Raw genomic sequence first — 18653 nt, forward strand, 5'->3', positions numbered from 1 at the left:
TTAAGAAGAAATAAACAGGAGAGAAAAGAAATAATTTCGGAATACTTGGAAACAACCGATTTCTAACAATTAGTCATAAAAACAGTAAAACACAGAATTGTGATTTTCAGAGTAAAATACCACGTATTAGTGATATGAATATAGTCTAAATACCTGTAATTAATCAAGCCATGACCTTAGGAAATATACAACAATCTATCAATTCCCTAAACCTAGATACACCACAGTTAACACTATCAGTTGGTAATACACCGATTCAGTTAAGTCAAGATCCAGATCCAATTATTGACAATAATTATTTAGTTTTAGCAACTACTATAGTAAAGCCCTTTGAAATCTCCACCCTTGGCGAAATTTCTGGCTTTGTGTCTGATGAAAATATCGATTTTACAAACCTCAACTGGTTACCTTCACAACTTTCACTACTCGAAGGTTTAGGTTTTTCCAAACTTGAGTTGCTGGTAAATAAAAACACTAAAAAATTGGAAGGTATAGATGTTGTCGTAAGTTTGGCTAATCATTGGTCTCTCATTCCCAATGTATTTACCTTCGATGAACTCAACATTGGGTTTCTGAGCTTTTACTCAACAGACTTTCAGCAATGGGATACTGAAGACATTCCGGACTGGTATAGCCAATGCCAAATTTTTGGGAAAATTGCACTGGGGAACGGCGATGTACGTTTAGATGCCAAGCTTGATTCCCTCTCTTCGCTTAGTGCTAGCTTATCTTCCGGAAGTGAGATAGATCTAAGTAGCCTTCTGGCGCATCTTCTTCCTGGTGCAGACGCACCGACATTGAAAGTCGAAGAACTCACAATGAACCTAGACTTCGACAGCAAAACTTATGATATGACCGCCACGGTATTCGAGTCTTGGGAAATTGTAAGCTTTGGCAATAACAAACTAGAACTTGAAGAGATTATCCTATATCTCTCCTACGCAGGCGGCGAACAAAGTAGCACTACGGGAGAAATTATTGCTGCCTTTAACATAGCTGAATGTGATATAACTCTCACAGCCACCCACCTAGTTTCTGGTGAAGGCTGGCAATTCTCAGGTAGCACTGGTACAGAACAAGCAATTCCTATTGGAAAGTTAATAGCAGAATTGGATGGAGATTATAATCCAAATCTACCATCAGCAATAACTAATTTAAAACTAGATAACCTTGGTGTATCCTTCAACACCAAAACCAAAGACATCACCTTTGAAGGAACCCTGGAGAACAATCCAACAACTGCTGTAGCAGTTGGCGAACAAAGTTATCCGCTTGTTTCAGCTACTTTAAGGCTTGAGGCGACCAAACCTCAAGAAACCCAAACCAAATCTCAAGAAGCCAAAAAATATCAGTTTAAGGGCAGCATTTCTGGCAAGCTCCAAATCAAGAATAACGAGTTCAATGTTGCATTCAATTTTGAACAAGGCAAGCACCTTACTGGTAGTTGGCAAGGCACTGACAGCGAACAAAACCTGAACCTAGCCAGTTTAGCTTCAGATCACGGACTGGATTTAAGTACCTTAGGCGAGATTTTTCAGCCAGACAAAGTTAATATAGAAATTGATATCGAGCAAAAAGAACTCCTTGTAAAAGCCCACCTGCCTGAGCTGGGCAATGTATCTTTAAAAATTGGCAAACATTCCTCTCGACAACAGGAACCGAAGACTTCGGAGCAGCAGAAACCACAAAGTTCTTGGTTCGTAGCCTTTGGTCTAGAAATTCAGGAGATTTCTACTGGTAGCCTGCCAGTTGTTGGAGAAGCCCTCCAACCGCATCAGATTAGCTTGAGCGACCTGCGTATTATAGCGGCAACGGCAGATGTGGATCAAGCCGATGCTAGTTCTGAGCAGCAAACACAGAACAAAAGTGTTCTGCCCTTAGGGGATAACACTTACCCCATTAAAAAGGGTATGCAATTGAGAGGAACCTTTGCCTTCCAGGAAAGCCCTACCCAAAAGAGCTTCACGGAGAGCTTCGAGTTTGCAATGGTTCCCAAGGAGAAGGTGCAGAAACCTGCTCAAACTTTGTCTAAGCTTGGGGGACAAGGTACTTCTAGCCGCGCCAGTAGGGCTTTATCTGCTCCAGATTCTACACCCCCTACTCCTCAACCCAAAGCTAGTCAATCCAAGGAAGCTCTTTCCTATTGGATTAACGTGCAAAAATCCCTTGGTCCAGTTAATTTCAAGCGAGTTGGGTTGGAATGGCAGCAAAGCCGAGTTTGGTTGCGCCTAGATGCAGCTCTGTCAGCGGGTGGCATCACTCTGGGACTGGACGGCTTCGGTCTAAGTTTTCCGCTCAAAGATCCACTCCACCATTTAGAAGTAGGACTTAAGGGACTGGAAATTGACTATAGCAACGGACCAATCACCATTGGAGGAGGTTTTCTCAGAGAAAAAAGAGAAGACGGAGAACTTTACGCAGGCCAAGTGATTATCAAAGCGGAACAATTTTCTTTAAACGCTTTAGGCTCGTATTTTAAACCCGAAGATAAACCGCCTTCTCTATTTATATTTGCCTTCCTGGGTTACCCCTTGGGAGGTCCACCTTTCTTTTTTGTTACTGGTTTAGCAGCAGGTGTCGGTTTCAACCGCTCCTTGAAACTTCCTTCCATTGATGAGGTAAAAACCTTTCCTTTAGTTGCAGCTGCTATTGAACAAAATGGTGGACCCTTCCAAGGCACACAGAGTTCATTGCATGCCCTCGGGGTGATGGAGAAGTTTATTGAACCGGAGTATGGAGAGATTTGGCTGGCGGCAGGGGTGCGTTTTACTTGCTTTGAACAACTAGATTGCTTTGCTTTAGTCACTATCTCATTTGGTAATCGATTTGAACTAGGCTTATTAGGCTTTGCTAGCGTTCAGATTCCTGCGAAATCTCCTATTGCTATGGCATCTCCTATTCCTCCTATAGCCTACATTGAAGTTGCTTTAGAAGCAACCCTAAACCCAGAGGCTGGCTTACTAGCAGTACAAGCTAAACTGACTACCGAATCTTATATTTTTTCTAAAGATTGTCATCTTACAGGTGGGTTTGCATTTTATGTTTGGTTTTCAGGAGAACACGAGGGCGACTTTGTCATCACCCTAGGTGGTTACCATTCCCATTTCACTCCTCCAGATTATTATCCTCAAGAACCCAGGTTGGGCTTGTCTTGGAAACTTGGGAATTTGAGTATCCAGGGAGGGCTTTACTTTGCCCTTACCGCTTCCGCCTTAATGGCTGGGGGCTTTCTAGAAGCTAATTTCCACCAAGGTGGCATCAAAGCTTGGTTCAACGTTCATACCGACTTTCTCATCTCCTGGAAGCCCCTCCATTTTGAAGCAGAATTCTCTGTCAGCATTGGGTGTTCGGTAGATCTGGCACTGTTTACCCTCAGTGTTCATATTGGCGTAGGCTTGCATCTTTGGGGGAATCCCTTCGGAGGAACAGCCTGGGTAGATTTGACTGTGATTTCCTTCACCATTTCCTTTGGAGCAGATCGGAGTTCTCCTAAAAAGATAAGTTGGGACGATTTTGAAAGCTCATTCCTTCTAGGTCAAAATCCAGAATCAAAAGTAAAAGCTTGCGAAATCCGCGTGGGGAATGGTTTGGTCAAAGACCTGACACAAGGCAATGGCAATTTGAGAGAAACACCAGAAAACTCCATAGACTGGATTATCAATGCGGAGCAATTTTTGTTGATACTCAGTTCTAAAATTCCCATCAAAAAAGCAAATTTCTCCTATAACGATAACCATGACCAATCAGAGCTTTCTCAGGAAGAGCAATCTGTTGATTGGAATAACAATTTTGGCGTTGGTCCTGTTGGCTTAAATAAGGATAATTTTAGCCCCCAACTAACCATTACTCTGACAAGAAAAGACGGACCTCTAGACAGATCTACTATTGATCTGCAACCAAGTATAAAAAGTGCGCCAAAGGCTCTGTGGCAAGAGCCGTCAACAGATAAGCCCAAGCTGGAGAAAGATAGTCTAATTGACAATATATTGATGGAATATCGGATTGTACCTAAGGTGCAAAAGCCCGATAAAACTCTTCCCGTTGATGTCAGAAGTCTCCAAACCGAAGTTGCTGATACGGTTCCTCACTTTGATTGGCAAACCGAAGCATCTTCTTTCAGTCACAAAGAGTTTCAGCCTGTTTCTCCAGATGAAAACATCATAAATGCTCTCGATTATTTAAAGGTACTAATTTGATAAACTACTTTTAATTGGTCTAAAGCTGGGAAGCAGGAGTAAGGATAGAAAAGACGAGAATTCATCAACTTCAAAAAAGAGCCAGCCAATGAGTAGCACAGAAGTAAAGCAAGAAGATATCACGCAAGGAATTGTTACCTTCGTACAGCACTACCTCCCGCCTCTCGAAGCAGGAGACTATACACTCAAAGTCCGACTTGTAGAAGAAAAACACGATATTTTTCCTAGGCAAAAATACGAAACTGAAAAACGTTTTACGGTAAGAGGGGAACGTTTTCAACTCAACCCGGCAGAAGTTTACGCCCTCTTTCCTCCTGAAAACAGTTTGGGAGAATATTCAAACTGCCTACCGCATATCGTTTTTACCCGACGCACTTTACCTTGGGAACGCACAATTGAAGTTTCAAACTCACCTAAAGCTGTAAAAACTGACGGGAAAGACAAAGCTCCCTGGCTGGCTTTACTTCTGTTAGAGGATGATGACTTTCAAGATGGTAAAGTTCCCAAAGTTGAGCAAAGAAAAGTACAAGATCTGGTAGATTCTAGTAATATTGTTTCTTATTTTAAACCCGGAAAACTTCAAGATTCCTTAGACTACGGAGAAGACCTAGATGACAACTGCCTAACTATTGACATTCCTCTAGATTTATTCCAAGCCATTGCACCGACAGAAGAAGACCTCAAATACCTAGCTCATACCCGCGATGTGAGCATGGACAGGAAAGAACACAACCATAACCCACCAGTCGGTGCTGCCAATAGTGGAGAAGCAACTCCTGGCGTTCAGAACTTCTCTGCGATCATGGGCAACCGCTTTCCGCAACTAGGCGTAAAGAGTACCGTGCATCTGGTTTCTCTCGAAGGTTTGTCTGAGTACCTGCCTCAGGAAGGAACACAGACGCCAACCACTTCAACAACCATCCGCCTCGTTTCTCTAAAAAGTTGGAGCTTTACCGCTAGGGATGAAAAGGAGAGCTTTCAAGGATTTTTAGAGCATCTAGACACTGGGACTCTTAAGTTTACAGCTGATCCATCGCCACACTCAAATTCCCAAAACACAACTTTCGTTACACCCGTTTCTTCACTATTAGAAGAAGGATATCTGGCTGTTCCCCACCAAACAAGGGAAGGGCAACAGACGATTTCCTGGTATCGCGGTTCCTTTGCTCCCTGCCCAGTAAAACCCATTTTACCGTTCCCAAGTTCCATTGTTGAGCTATCCTTCTTCCATCAAAATACTGGTTTGTACAACATTTCCTACTTGGCAGCATGGGAGTTGGGACGCTTACTGGCTTTACAAAACAAACACTTTGCCACTGCCTTGTGTAACTGGAAAAGGAGCCACAAACAGACAGCAGTCCAACAGTTGGAGAAATCCATCGTTACACACCAATTGGGTTTGACACTCCGTAGTCGTAAGCAAAAGCTGCAAGATATTAATCTCACCAAAGAAGCTTTGAAAATTATTGCCAACCACCCTTACCTGTCCTCAAACCAAAAGTCAACACCATGATGAAAAAGTTGATGCCACCCTCGTCGGCACAGAAATTTCTGAAAAATATCAAAAATCGGGAGCAAATCGAGAGTTTGCATGATAATGATTCCATACCACCAGAACTCGTTACCTGGCTAGCGCGACTCAAACTGCTCCACGGCGTTCCCTTTCATTACCTTGTTCCTCACGAAAAAATGCTCCCGCAAGAATCCATCCGGTTTTTTCAGGTGGATTTAAATTGGCTGAAATGCCTGTTGGAAGGAGCTTTAAGCCTAGGAAATACTACTCAAGGAGACCAAGACCATCGCCAAGCATTGTCTCCTACCATACACAAACAAGCTCACCAAGAAGCAACGGCGCTTCGGCAGAATATGATTTTGCCCAATGCCTCAAAAATTCACAGCCGCAGTCAACACAATAGTGAACAGCCCCTCAGTGGTTTTCTGCTACGTTCTGCTGTTGTATCTGGCTGGCCTGGGTTAGAAATAGAAGCCTATCCCTCTGGTGCAGACACTGAAGATCCAAATCAAAAATTAAAAATTCTCCGCATGGAGCGGCTTTCTGACAATATTGTGCTGTGTCTGTTTGAAGGCATACTCCAGAATGTGTTCATTCACGAACCCACCGAAGGCTTGCATTTTGGTGTGGATATTGATGAAAATCTGAAGCTTTATAAAGAACTTTGGGAAATTAGTTCAGACCCGAATAATTCTCAGATAAAAGTCAGAAAAGAAATTGAAAAAAACGGACAAAGAGTTACTATTAATTCTCAGGAAATGAATGAATGCATAAGAGATAACAAGAAAAAAGTCCTTAAGGTGAGCCAACTGAAACAAAAGATTGTAGACAAGTTGCGCGATGCGGGGATTAATGAAGAATTCACATCAGCTGAATTTGCCCTACAAATGGTAGAAGGAGTGCAAAACGTAAAATTTTCAACACAGTAGGGTATATTGTCACCCTATTGCTAACGCCCTGAAACGTCAAACAATAGTGCGTTATTCGCCCAACAAACACTTAATCCAAGCCGATTTGATGAGCAACTCCTCCAATCATTCATACCAGCAATAGGAAACAAGACTATGCCAGATAGCTCTACCAATTTAATTGTTCCCATTAGCGTAGAAGCCATGTGCGTGGGTAATAAAGATAACCAAATCCCCTTTGCTGGTGGAGGAGCAGATTTTTCCAGACTGCCCTATCGTCTGGGGGACGAATATGTAGACCCAGAGGCTAACATTAGCGAATACCTGGAGACCCAACCTTTTGAGGGAGATAGCCCTAGAAAGCCAGGTATTCACCTGCATTGGGCGCTCCCCAACGCCCTGACAGGCGGTATTGCTCAAAATGACGGTCACGTAGATTTCCCAGCCGTACCCAATCGGTGGTTAGTCATCCGAATAGTTGATGGCAATAACAATCGCAACAAAGCCTGGGTTATTGAAAGCGACTATCTTTCTAAAACCCTTCTGGACGCGGCACACAGCATTACTGTCCCTGTAACGCCTCGTGAATCAAACCCACAGCCCTATCGCTACATGGGCAGGGTTTTCCATTACGACCAGTGGCGGGTATGGCAGCAAACCAACGGTTCTAACGCGGCTGAATATTATGAAAAACTAACAGCAATTGGTCCTGGAGACCCTATTTTTGCCTCCTACTACCCCAACTGCACCAACATCTTTGGATTATACGATTCGATGGATGGTTCGGCTGATAGTGTTAGCTATCGAGTTGTTGGGTGGTATAGTGAGTCGAAAAACGACCCTCTCTTTAGCAGCGGGGAATGGAAACCAGAAGATTTCAAAAAAGAGTATCAGTGGAATTTTTTAGGTAATGAAAAACCTAGCAAAACTCTCTTTGTTGGAGAAATTTCTAGGATTAACTGGAACCCCAATCAAAGCTATGCCCTACAGCCTCAGGAGAACGTCCAGGTAGCTATAGGCAATACTCTTATCCAGGTATTTTCGGCATTTATGGCACACCAGTTGTCCGACCTCAATCCAGACGAACGTCGTAAAAAAGAATTTATTTTCGATGCTTTACAAACAGGATTACTTCCGGAATTTGACCGCCTAGGTGGGCTGCAAAAACTGGAGTACCAGTTACAGCAAAACAGTTTTGGAGCCATTCAGGGTGGACATATCTGGTTGGTGAAAAAAGCAGATGGACGAGATGACGCAGCCAAAGAGCTACCTGTGGAACTGAGCGATCTAAAGCTAGCGTGGGAGCACCTATGGGAAACCTTGGCTGAGGTTCTACTAATCCAGACCAAGCTAAGGCATGAGACTATATTTGAACAGGTGTTTCAGCAAGTAGAACAAACATATGTTTCTTTGCAGGGAGAGTTGCTTCAGTCAGAGTTGGAATTAATTATAACGAATACAAGAGGTTTTTCAATTAGCTTTATAGAGTCGATACAACAAAACTTACAGCAGCAAATATGGCAGCCAGTGTTTGTACAGCAACTGGAATATAAGCAACCGCTGGAGCGACTTTGGGAACAACTCGGTGGAGAACCAAGCAAGCTAGAGCAACTTTGGACAGAGTTAATTGAAGAGCGGAATCAACTAGAGCAGCAAGGGGAGCAACTGTTTCTACAGTTAGTTGAAGAACTAAACCAGCTAAGGCAACAGTTAGAACAACAGTGGACGCAGTTAATTGAACAACCAAATCAGCTCAAACAAGAGGTAGAGCAATGGTTTGCATCGCTAAAATCAAGGTTAAACCAGTTCAAGCAACAACTAGAGCAACAGTTAGCACAGCTAACTGATAGTTTCAACCAGCTAAGGCAAAGCCTCTACGATGTACAGTGGGAAAAAATAGCTTTTGAGTTAAACGAACTGAACATCCTGCAACAACAGTATGACAGGCAGTGGGACGAGATTCAGGATTCGCGCTGGCAAATATTCGCTGACTGGTACAAATACATGGTTGCTGAATATGCACCGGAAAGCAATCATTTAGAAAATGTGACTATTGATGATATTACTTCCTTTATTAGGCGGGAAATAGATCTTCTCAATAAAAAAGTTGCAGAAACTGGAGAACTTACTTTCCTCAATAACCCCCAAACTAATTCTGACAGTCGTTCAGCAACAGTAAACCAGGAAAACCAGCAGGTATTAGTCGATGCACAGATTGACCTTAGTCAATTACCACAGGAGAATACTCTGGCTGGGCAGGTAGTGGAGAAGCTGCTAGACCTTCACAAAAGACTGTTGAAACTCCCAATTGTCGAAAAAAGCGACTCAAATTCAACTTCATTTGTGTTGCGAGTTGGTCTAGCTTCTCGATATTGGTTGCCCAATGAACCTGTTATCCTGCTTTCCGGTGATCAGTCTTTTCTGAACTCCAGCAACCGCTACGGACAAAAGGACTCCCTTGAGTGCCAGCTAACATCCACATCTTACTTTAATGCTTCTGGTGTTATCGACAAAGAGGGTATTAACGGGGATAGTAATTTATTTGCAAACTTGCCTGACTTTGGTAAAAACCAAGGGCAAGGCAAGAATCCTTGGATACCGCTCCTTTTGCAATGGGAAGTGGAATATCGCCCGGTACGCAAAATGACGGATTACGACGGCTACCGTCACGATACCGTTTCTGCTGCTTATAACAATGATGAAGACTATCTAGACCTGACATACAAAAGCGAAATCAGTCCCAGAGGTCGGGAAGCCTACAGTGGTTCAACCATCTTAACAGCCCATGCTTCCCTTAACCTAAAGCAAGCCATCAAAACTTATTTGGAGCACAACTCTAAGCATGAGGGAGACAACCTTTCAGAACAGGATAAAGCGGATAACCAGCTACTAGATCAACTGCAAACTCTGGCACAGCAACTTCCTGAAGTACCTGTTCTCACCCAAGCCTTAGGCGGGTTCAACTCAGCAATGATTATGCGAAAGCAGACCCTGCGCCTACCTGTCGGCGACCCTATAGCCGCCACACCGGGACTTGATGAGTTTAGTAACCAGCGGGTGAAAGATGCTGTGGATCGGTTTAATACCCATGCTCCCATGCCAAACAACTATTACAACCCCATTCGGGGCGGCTTTATGGCAGTCTCCCAACTGCGGTTAATTGATGCCTTCGGGCAAATTCAAAATTTGAATGCAGACAACATCATTCGGACAGAAAGTATGATTTCGCCTGGGAAAACCGACCAGGAAAAAGAAAATATCTTCTTGGCACCGCGTTTTTCCCAGCCTACTCGCTTACAACTTCTCTGGCTTTCTGCTGAACACGACGACGAGGTGGAGATGAACTCCCATCCAGCCAGTAGCCCGATTTGCGGCTGGATATTACCCAATTACCTGGACGATAGTCTGCTGTTCTACGACAACAAGGGACAGTATATTGGTTATATAATCTTGAGTGAAGATAAACAGAGAGAAATCTGGCACTCTGCGCCCGGTCGAGAAGAAAAGGACATTCGCACCGCTTTCGCCCATACCAATTCTCACCTGCGGGATTTTGCCGTCTACGTCTACAACGATGGCATTGCCAGGGGTTTTTTAGATGCTTTCCTACAAGTAAGCGATGTCGCACTGGATAATATCAACCCCCAAAACCATAGTCAACATCAGCAGATGGCTGTACTGATGGGTCGCCCTTTGGCGCTAGTGCGAGCTTCTCTAAAGATGGAACTTAAGGGATTGCCCGCCGCCAACCAAAGTTGGGAATCCTTTGCTTCAGATGTCTATTCTGATAACTTGGAGCGTAGAGATACCAAGGATTTTATCAAAGTAAAAGTTCCCGTGCGCTTAGGGGATACGTTAAATATCAACGATGGTTTGGTCGGCTATTTCCGCGACGATGCACCTGGATACCAGACCAACTATCAGTTTTTCTACGCACCAACGGCACAGGAGAATACAGGAGACATCCTCCATCCGCGGGAACACACCCTTGAACTGGATGCCGATCCTAATTCCCCACCGCTTTGCGTAACCATGATTATCGACCCCCGTGCCAAGGTACATGCTACTACAGCGATGCTGCCAGTTCAAGGGCTGGAAATACCGCCCGACCAATATGAGAAAGCTCTCAAAGCAATGGAAGTTTCTTTCTTAGGTGGGCCAATTCTCAGTTATCCTGATCAAGTCGCCTTTCCCGTTCCTACAGAAAACAACGGAGAGTGGACTTGGGTTCAGAAACAAGACCCCCATACCTGGAAACTGCCGCAGAAAATCGGTAATGTTGATGACCGAGCTAAGTTATCTCCTGACCGTCTAGCCATTATAGAAGGATGGTTAGAGCTACGCAACTCGCAATAAATCTTTTCTCGACAATCTCGAAAAACGCTTTGCAAAATCACAACGGAGAATTTACAACAATGAACGGTAATAGCGGAATTCAGTCTCCTTTAAGTTTTGACCTTGCCAACAAGGAAGGAAAACCTGCCATTCACATCATGGATGTGGGGGATGAATCCAACGAACTGACTTTGACATTGAAGAACCATACGGGTAGTCCCATCCGCTTAAAAGGAGGCACGCCAGTTGAAGAAAGTAAGCTAACACAAGCTAGCCCTTCGACCTTTTACGTCTATTTCAACCGCATGCTTTCAAAAGAAGATATAGAACAAATTCAGGTTACTACTAATGATGCTGTAATAAAAGTTCCCTATTTTAACGGGACAAACCAGGTTTCTTTAAATTTAAACGAATCAGTGGATTTGGATAACTTTATAATCAAAGCAAGAATAAAATTTAGTCAGATAGAACCTTTAATATTTGAGATTTATGGTAATGAGATAAAATTATCTTTAGATATTATGGATTTTACTACTACTTATCAAATAAATTTGTCAGTAAGTTCTTTTTATCTCGATCAGATTAAGGGATCTATCGATAAAAATAACCCAAATACCCTCAAAATGGATGAACCTTATGAGATTTTCTTAACAAAACGTATGCAAGAATATAAAGTATATTTTTATAATTTGACTACGAAAAACTTTATATACAAAACTATTTTTGGAATCACAAAATCGACACATAATTTTAATAATATTAGTAAAATTAGGATAGGTAGCATTCAAGAGATATATGTTTTTAAAGGCGAAATAAGCGAATTAGTTATTTGGAATCAGTTTTTTAACGTTCTAAATTTTCCTTTACTCCCTCATATTCCGGAAGGTTACATAGCCTACTTTCCAACATTTGCTACGTTAGAGAGCGGTCTTCTTTCAATCAATCAAACAGAGACAAGTTTAAGTTGGAGAGAAGATACAATACCCTGGGATATCAATGTTCAGCACTTCAGTGGTAAATTCGGAACATATTTGGCACTGACTCCCAAACAAGACATTGAGTTGGGTGATTCACTTAGCTTTAGCCTAAAAAACCTTAACGCCGCGCCCCTTGCCAAAACGAATTATGTAAGTATCGATTACCGCAATATTCCAGGAGTCCCAGATGGGACAATGCAGTCTGAGCTGTTTGTCTTCAAACTACCCAGCAATCAACTTCTGGATATCGCCCAAAAAGCTTTGGACAAGGCGAAGGCTGAATTAGAAGAAACAATACCACAAAAAGTACAACATGGCATCCAACAACAGTTAGAGGAATTCCGAACTGTTTTAGATCATTTGAAAAAGGTAGAGAATTACGATGTGCTTACTATTAATGCACTGCTAGCAAGCGTAAAAAACCTCAATAAGCCCCAGTTGCTCTGCGGCTTTACCCATACTAACCGCATTTACGTTGGACAAAGAGAAACCAATGAACTGGTGTTATATCTAACCAATGCCTCTCAAAAGACCGTTATTGAAGGTCGAAAGCCACAGCCGAGCAAAACAGAAGCTCCAAATCCTCGCTTTATTATCTCCTTTGTATGCAGCAATAATACTCCGAGTGATGTTGGTGCTTTGGCAACTAAGGACGATCTTAATGAGGTCTCGATTAACTATAAACAACAGTATGGAAATAACTGGCATAATATTCAAAAAGACGCCCAGAGCCAAGATAATGTATCCTGGACTATCAAACCTCAGAATTCCACTCAGATACTCGGTATTGACAAGAATGCTACCCTAGAATTGCAAATTAGTAATATTCCTGTCATTAACGAGGGCGTAACCCTAATGTACATCGAGTACAAAGACATCGAAGGTTACGAGGATAGTTGCTTTACCTTACCGATTGAAAAAGTTCAACCTGTGGTAATTGATGAGTTTACTGTTGATAATGCAGCTAACCTTCCTAGGGTTACTTTAAAATACAAAGTCAGCAACGCTACCAGCATAATCTGTTCTCCCCCCAAAGATTTACCCAACCCAATAGATAGTGTGGAGCAGAGCATTGAATTTGTCATTGACCAAACCACAACATTCAAGCTGATAGCAAGAAATGAAAAAACTGGTCAAGAAGTCTTCCAGGAAGTGACAGTCGATTACCCGCAGCCACCCTTAGGGACAATCATGATGTGGTCTGGAAAAGAAACAGATATACCCAAAGGTTGGGCGTTGTGTAACGGAAATAGATATAAGAATGTAAAGAATCCAGACAAGCCGCTTATAACACCTAATTTGATAGGGAGGTTTGTCTTGGGAGGTGATGGTTCAAACAATATTAATCCAACAGGCGGTTCAGCGACTGTAAAGCTTAAAGCAATTCACCTGCCTAGTCATAATCATAAAATTAATGATGTTGGACATAGACACCAAGTTAAGTGGATGGATTTGAAATGGACACACCCGGGTACGCATCGTGTTAATTGGACTAACGCCTACGATGGTTGGGAAATAACGGATAGTGACAAGGGTTACAGCGAGTATACCCCCACAGGAATAACAATTGAACCTTACCCAGAGAAAGACGAAGACACCAAGTCATTTGATATTATGCCCCTCTATTACAAGCTAGCTTACATCATGCGTGTAGGAGATTATCAATTAATCTAGCCAATGCTTTAAATCTAGGGCGTGTCATCAATTAGGTAAACTGGAATCAGAACTGCTGAAAAAGAATAAACACTATTGAAAACGATGACGCGCCGATACGCACTACGGGATGACCAGTGGGAAAGAATCAAAAACCTGCTATCTGGGCGAGAGGGCTATGTGGGAGTGACGGCGAAAGTATCGTTCCCTATTTAAATAAGAGAATTTTCTCTGGTTTTTTTCAAAATGAGAATTGCTGGAACTTGTGACAGTTACGGTGCCGAATGTGGGCTTTATAAATTGGCTCGGTCTGAGCCACATCTAAAAGATGGGCGTGGGTTCTCTCAACATTAGTAATCAGATGAACCTCGTCAAGGTCACAGGTTTCAGTAATGTGTACTTTATAGCACTTCCAAGTCATGCTACGCTTATTGCCATAAGATTCGCTATTGAGAATCGAGAGCCTCACGGGCGAATCGGATGGCATCATCTTGCCGGTTCTGCTGCTCCTGGGATAATTATAAATACATTCAACAGCAAGTATAATTATATTCAACTTTTATTTTGCCACCTTTAAATTTTATATCTGATTAAAATCATGTTAAGTTAACAACTTACTTTTTGCCACACAATTCTCAGAAAGCACGGATGCAATTTAATTTTGACCAGCTTGTAATTGTTGGTATCACCACACTACGCGACCAAGACCTCAAGTGTCTTCAGTCTATATCCAAAGCGCAAGTAGCCATTTTTAGTGGCATAGAGGATGTCGTCGATCCAATCGTCAGTGAAACAGACTGCTTGCTTGTAAATATACAAACCATAGTAGATGCTTCTTTGTTGAAAAAAGTGACGAAACTTCGATACATAGGGGTGTACGGTTCCAGTCTACGCAACATAGATATCGAAGTCGCAACCCGACTTGGCATCCAAGTTTCCCCTGTGGTTGGATATTGCGATACCGAAACAGCTGAATTTGTGATCTTCGTCGCTTATGCCTTGGCGCGGGGTCTATTGAGGGACGACTGGCCAGAGTTTCCTTATTCACTTCATGGCAAGACAATGGGGATCGTTGGTATGGGAAAAACTGGCACGTCTTTGTGCAAACTTGCACGCGGAATCGGTATGGGTGTTTTGTACTATAGTAGGACGCTTAAGCCTGAATTAGAGGATACTTACATCACCTATTCAAAATTAGAGGATGTTGTGTCTAAAAGCGATATTATTTCATTGCACGTTCCTCCCTATACCCAAGCCTTGAGTGCGGAAGATTTTTCTTGCATGAGAAATTCAGCAGTTCTCGTGAATACCTGTATTGGACAGGTATTTCGCGAGGAAGATTTGATAAAATGGTTATCATTGCGTTCTAATACCGCCATTTTTGATTCCATAGCAGTCCGTGCATACGAACGAGTTTTCTTGCAGAGTAATGTTATTCGAGTAGAGCGTGCTGCTTATGCCACTTCAGAATCAATTATGCGACTTCGAGAGAAATTGATCCAGAATGCCCGTAATTTTTTGATAAACTCATTTGCACAGTAGCAAGCTTGATTAACAAAAGTGTCAGATATGAGGCAATAACGAAAGTTGATCGCGCCACTGCTTAAGATTCTCAGCTAGATTAATTTCTTCATAATCAAGCATTTTAGGATAGTACGTATCTATAAATTGAAGATACAATAGCTTAAATAATGAAACCTCAAACCCATGCTATTAAAGGACTTTTATATTTTAGATGCGTTTGCCTTGGAGGATATCAAATGAAGCTTTTGCTGACTCAAATAACACTGATTTTATGTCTGACTGGTGTTTAGATGCTCCTTTTTCAGGAAATTCAACTAGGCTCAACTCAGAGTCGGAGCCAACGTAAAACTCATTGATTGTTAAATCAATAATAATCGCTTTTATCCGCTTACTTAAACTATACAACAATGAGGGCTTAGGATGTGTGACTCGTTTGACTAAAAAGAAATAATCAAACAGAACATTGTGTTCCTCACTGCGGTTAACCTCTAGTAAATCTATTTTTTTTGCTTCTTTAAGCAAAGAAGCACTTGAGGGTACCAGTTTTTTGGCAACCGCATAGTGACTCTTTTGATGTTGTAAAAAACTTTGTTTGAATTCTTGCTGAGTATTATTTAGGCTATCGGGATAGTTAGTTTTTATAATTTGATTAACTAACTGGGGTATAAGCTCGTAATCAACTGACCACGTGCCACTAAAACCTCTATGGAAAAGAGCCATGTAAGGTCTTACTGTTGAGTGATAAAATTGTTGGGGGCACGAACCAGTATATTCAAATATTACAGAGCAACCTAAGAAAATTTTTATACAGACGTTAAGTTTTTGTTCAATTTCACTCATATTGCTTGTGTTGATAACAGCAAACAGTTCTTTTGACAGCAAATACCACAAAACAAGCATCGTTTGATGACCTGTTATCCATCTGAACCAGCACATATCACACAGTTCTGGATTTTTCCATTTCTCAATGTTGTCGTCTAGGCTGTAGAGAAACTCTTTTGAAAAATAACTTTCCGGGTAGGGATAAATGTCTAATTCGCCTATTGATTCCCGATTAGGCATCTCTATTATTTCGTTATTGTAAGGATAGTCGCCAAATTGAAAATCATTCATGTCTTTTTGGGCTGGGGTTTATACATTACTTCAAATTCTAAGCCGTTTATATCATAACAGTAGAACGATGAGATTCCATCTTTGTCCGTCACAATATCGGTGGCTTTGTCATCTCTTTTAAACTTATAAAGTCCTGATTCGTAAAGATTGAGCCAGGAATTTTTGAGTTCTTCAAGTTGATTTATTTCTGATATTTCTACACAAAAGTGTTGATATTGAACTGCAATGGGTGGAACAACACAGTTATCACTATTGATATCAAAAATGTGAATTTTGAAATTGCCTGCTTGAAGTTCGACAAGCTTAGTAATTGAAGGAAGTCTTTGTAAGGTCAGGTCGGAAAACTCTGTTAGTTTCCAGTTTTCTTCACAATGGAAAAAATCTTTATACCACCTCACTGTATTTTCCACATCATCAGTTTGTATGGCAAGGTGATCGAATTTCAACATGTGGAAATCATTAAAAAAGTTTAGAAGAACGGTACGAACAATTGCGGATTATTTACAAGCTTCTTGTTTTTCCGCCATCGACTGGTAAGTTAATTCCATTAATATAAGAAGCGGCTGGAGAAGCCAAAAATGCTACAGCCCAAGCTACTTCCTCTGGTTTGCCAAACCTGCCCATTGGAATAATATTTTTCATTTCATCTACCACTTGCGATTCGCTTTTGCCTGTCAATTTCATTCGGTCACGACCAATGGAATCTAACCGCTTTGTTGCTGTAGAACCGGGCAGAACGTTATTAACCGTAATTCTATATTTGCCAAGCTCATTTGCCAGTGTTTTTGCCCAACTGGAAACACTACCCCTGATTGTATTGGAAACAATCATATCGTCGAGAGGCTGCTTGGCTGTGTAGGAAGTAATATTAATAATTCTGCCATATCCAGCTTCTTTCATGCCCGGTATGACAGCTTGGCTGAGGATATGAAAGCAAATCAAATGTTGGTTAAATGCGGTAATGAAGTCTGATGGTTTTGCTGCCAGCGCTGATTTTAGTGGGGGACCTCCTGTATTGTTAATGAGGATCTGAATAATTTTTGTGTCAGCGAGGTAGGCATTTACTTTCTCTTTCAAGGTATCTGGGTCGGAAAAATCTGCCACGATAAAATCATGGCTTTGTTTCGGGCTTGTCTTTAACTCCTGTAAAGTGTCTGCTAGCTTTTGTTCATTTCGAGCTATCAGTGTAATGCTGGCTCCTAAATCGGCTAAAGCGATCGCACAAGCTTTACCTATGCCATCCGTGCTTCCGCATACAATTGCGTGTTTGCCCTCACAACTTATATCCATTTATTTGGTTTTCTTATTTATGGACTAACTATTATTGATTAAAAGTCTTCAATTGAACCAGCAGGCGATCGCAGACCGCTTCAGCAGTAATTAAGCGACGCAAGACCCTTAAGACAAGAGAGGGCATCGCTTGGGGAAATTCTTGAATTAGCGGGAGAACAATCTGAATTAAGCCATTTTTGACTGTGTTTCGACATCAGCTATAGTATACACCTTAAGGTAGCTCAGTTCCTCCTCAGGAAAATCTACACGCTCTAATTCCCCAGTCAAATCGAGTGCTTCCTGAAGTTGCTGATTCTTCTGAACAAGTAATCAATGCTGCTTAATCCCCATTGCTGAGATCCGGTTATTTACTTTTATTCAATCTACTGGAATCTCTGGTATTTATCCCTGTAACTGCTTTACCCAAAGAGAAGCATTGTGTTTTCGTCTGCGATCGCCCCGTGGTCGATTACGATCAGGATGAGAGGTCGAGCACCTAACAGGTTAGGTTTGACAGTGAGAAAAACTGAGAAAATAACACAAATCAGTTACAATTTCCGAATCAACGACTTCTTGAACATCATCGTTTTTTAAAAGCCGATATTTGATAGCTGGAAAAAAGCATTAAATTCAGAAATTAGGGAAAGCCATGTTATATCTAATCAATCGTTACGCCCACGGGTTTGTAACTGTTCCAGTAATTTTGGCTTGTAAAAAAAAGGGTCTGTTTGAACTCCTACAGGATCACGGTTCGCTGAAGAAGGAGCAAATCGTTGAACACCTGGGGGCAAACGGTGGTCACCTCCAAGTGGCTTTGAGAATGATGCTATCGTTAAATTGGCTTTCACAAAATGAGGTGGTCGCGTATTCTTTAACGAATGAGGCTCTAATTCACAAAAAGATACCAGAGGAAATCCTTGACTTATACCACCTGCCCATAGAGTCCTACTTGATGGGACAGCAGTCGGGTCAACTCATAGGTTGGATTGATCGCTCCCGCCAACGATGGAATGTTGGCGACCCCATGATAGCTGACTTCTTAGATGGGATTCTGGTCATACCTATTTTGCTCGCGCTCCACAAGCACAACTTGGTGGCATCAGACGAAAATAAACAATTGTTTTCAGAATTGAGTACCCCTGCATCCCTAATGCCGTGAAGG

General features: G+C 41.9%; 10 protein-coding genes and 1 pseudogene. 8 read left to right on the top strand and 3 right to left on the bottom strand.

From position 1 onward, the window contains the following. Positions 1-170: 170 nt before the first annotated feature. The 7 genes and pseudogenes from PUQ00_RS13130 to PUQ00_RS13160 all read left to right on the top strand — a co-directional run bounded on the left by PUQ00_RS13130 (position 171) and on the right by PUQ00_RS13160 (position 15124). Positions 171-4196, top strand: a complete 4026-nt coding sequence (locus tag PUQ00_RS13130) for a DUF6603 domain-containing protein (protein WP_300416907.1) — start codon at positions 171-173, stop codon at positions 4194-4196. 88 nt (positions 4197-4284) lie between these two features. Continuing rightward, complete coding sequence (locus PUQ00_RS13135; RefSeq protein ID WP_300416910.1) at positions 4285-5709, top strand: hypothetical protein; 1425 nt, start codon at positions 4285-4287, stop codon at positions 5707-5709. Beyond that, the gene (locus PUQ00_RS13140) at positions 5706-6638 is read left to right on the top strand and encodes a hypothetical protein (RefSeq protein WP_300416913.1); all 933 of its coding nucleotides are present in this window, start codon (positions 5706-5708) and stop codon (positions 6636-6638) included. The genes PUQ00_RS13135 and PUQ00_RS13140 overlap by 4 nt, the downstream gene beginning before the upstream one ends. 135 nt (positions 6639-6773) lie before the next feature. Beyond that, entirely contained in the window at positions 6774-10973 is a 4200-nt protein-coding gene (locus PUQ00_RS13145; RefSeq protein ID WP_300416915.1) for a hypothetical protein, read from the top strand. Between the two features lie 59 nt (positions 10974-11032). Beyond that, positions 11033-13603 (top strand): hypothetical protein, encoded by a 2571-nt coding sequence (locus PUQ00_RS13150; protein WP_300416918.1) that lies wholly within the window; start codon positions 11033-11035, stop codon positions 13601-13603. A gap of 84 nt (positions 13604-13687) precedes the next feature. Continuing rightward, positions 13688-13780, top strand: a pseudogene (locus PUQ00_RS13155) (IS5/IS1182 family transposase); the annotation flags it as partial. A gap of 450 nt (positions 13781-14230) precedes the next feature. Continuing rightward, on the top strand, positions 14231-15124 hold the full coding sequence (locus PUQ00_RS13160; RefSeq protein WP_300416921.1) for an NAD(P)-dependent oxidoreductase: 894 nt from the start codon (positions 14231-14233) through the stop codon (positions 15122-15124). A 189-nt stretch (positions 15125-15313) separates the two neighbouring features. Here the strand turns inward: PUQ00_RS13160 and PUQ00_RS13165 are convergent, their stop codons facing one another. The 3 genes from PUQ00_RS13165 to PUQ00_RS13175 are packed head-to-tail and all read right to left on the bottom strand — an operon-like array spanning position 15314 to position 17509. After that, positions 15314-16219: a hypothetical protein gene (locus PUQ00_RS13165; protein ID WP_300416924.1), complete on the bottom strand. Its 906-nt coding sequence runs from the start codon at positions 16217-16219 to the stop codon at positions 15314-15316. Next, a complete protein-coding gene (locus PUQ00_RS13170) occupies positions 16216-16668 on the bottom strand; it encodes a VOC family protein (protein ID WP_300416926.1) in 453 nt (150 codons plus the stop codon). Before PUQ00_RS13170 ends, PUQ00_RS13165 begins: the two co-directional genes overlap by 4 nt. 52 nt (positions 16669-16720) lie before the next feature. After that, positions 16721-17509 carry an SDR family oxidoreductase gene (locus tag PUQ00_RS13175; protein ID WP_300416929.1) on the bottom strand — a complete coding sequence of 263 codons (789 nt, stop codon included), beginning with the start codon at positions 17507-17509 and terminating at the stop codon, positions 16721-16723. A gap of 631 nt (positions 17510-18140) precedes the next feature. On the opposite strand from PUQ00_RS13175, the gene PUQ00_RS13180 reads away from it, so the two are divergent. Next, positions 18141-18650 carry a hypothetical protein gene (locus PUQ00_RS13180; RefSeq protein ID WP_300416931.1) on the top strand — a complete coding sequence of 170 codons (510 nt, stop codon included), beginning with the start codon at positions 18141-18143 and terminating at the stop codon, positions 18648-18650. Positions 18651-18653 lie beyond the last annotated feature (3 nt).

Source organism: Nostoc sp. S13 (genome assembly GCF_029379315.1).
Taxonomy (GTDB): domain Bacteria; phylum Cyanobacteriota; class Cyanobacteriia; order Cyanobacteriales; family Nostocaceae; genus Nostoc.

Excerpts from the sequence above, each read along its gene's own strand:
- PUQ00_RS13145 (WP_300416915.1), top strand. The coding sequence starts at position 6,774 with ATGCCAGATAGCTCTACCAATTTAATTGTTCCCATTAGCGTAGAAGCC.
- PUQ00_RS13135 (WP_300416910.1), top strand. The coding sequence starts at position 4,285 with ATGAGTAGCACAGAAGTAAAGCAAGAAGATATCACGCAAGGAATTGTT.
- PUQ00_RS13160 (WP_300416921.1), top strand. The coding sequence starts at position 14,231 with ATGCAATTTAATTTTGACCAGCTTGTAATTGTTGGTATCACCACACTA.
- PUQ00_RS13130 (WP_300416907.1), top strand. The coding sequence starts at position 171 with ATGACCTTAGGAAATATACAACAATCTATCAATTCCCTAAACCTAGAT.
- PUQ00_RS13140 (WP_300416913.1), top strand. The coding sequence starts at position 5,706 with ATGATGAAAAAGTTGATGCCACCCTCGTCGGCACAGAAATTTCTGAAA.
- PUQ00_RS13180 (WP_300416931.1), top strand. The coding sequence starts at position 18,141 with ATGTTATATCTAATCAATCGTTACGCCCACGGGTTTGTAACTGTTCCA.
- PUQ00_RS13150 (WP_300416918.1), top strand. The coding sequence starts at position 11,033 with ATGAACGGTAATAGCGGAATTCAGTCTCCTTTAAGTTTTGACCTTGCC.
- PUQ00_RS13175 (WP_300416929.1), bottom strand. The coding sequence starts at position 17,509 with ATGGATATAAGTTGTGAGGGCAAACACGCAATTGTATGCGGAAGCACG.
- PUQ00_RS13165 (WP_300416924.1), bottom strand. The coding sequence starts at position 16,219 with ATGAATGATTTTCAATTTGGCGACTATCCTTACAATAACGAAATAATA.
- PUQ00_RS13170 (WP_300416926.1), bottom strand. The coding sequence starts at position 16,668 with ATGTTGAAATTCGATCACCTTGCCATACAAACTGATGATGTGGAAAAT.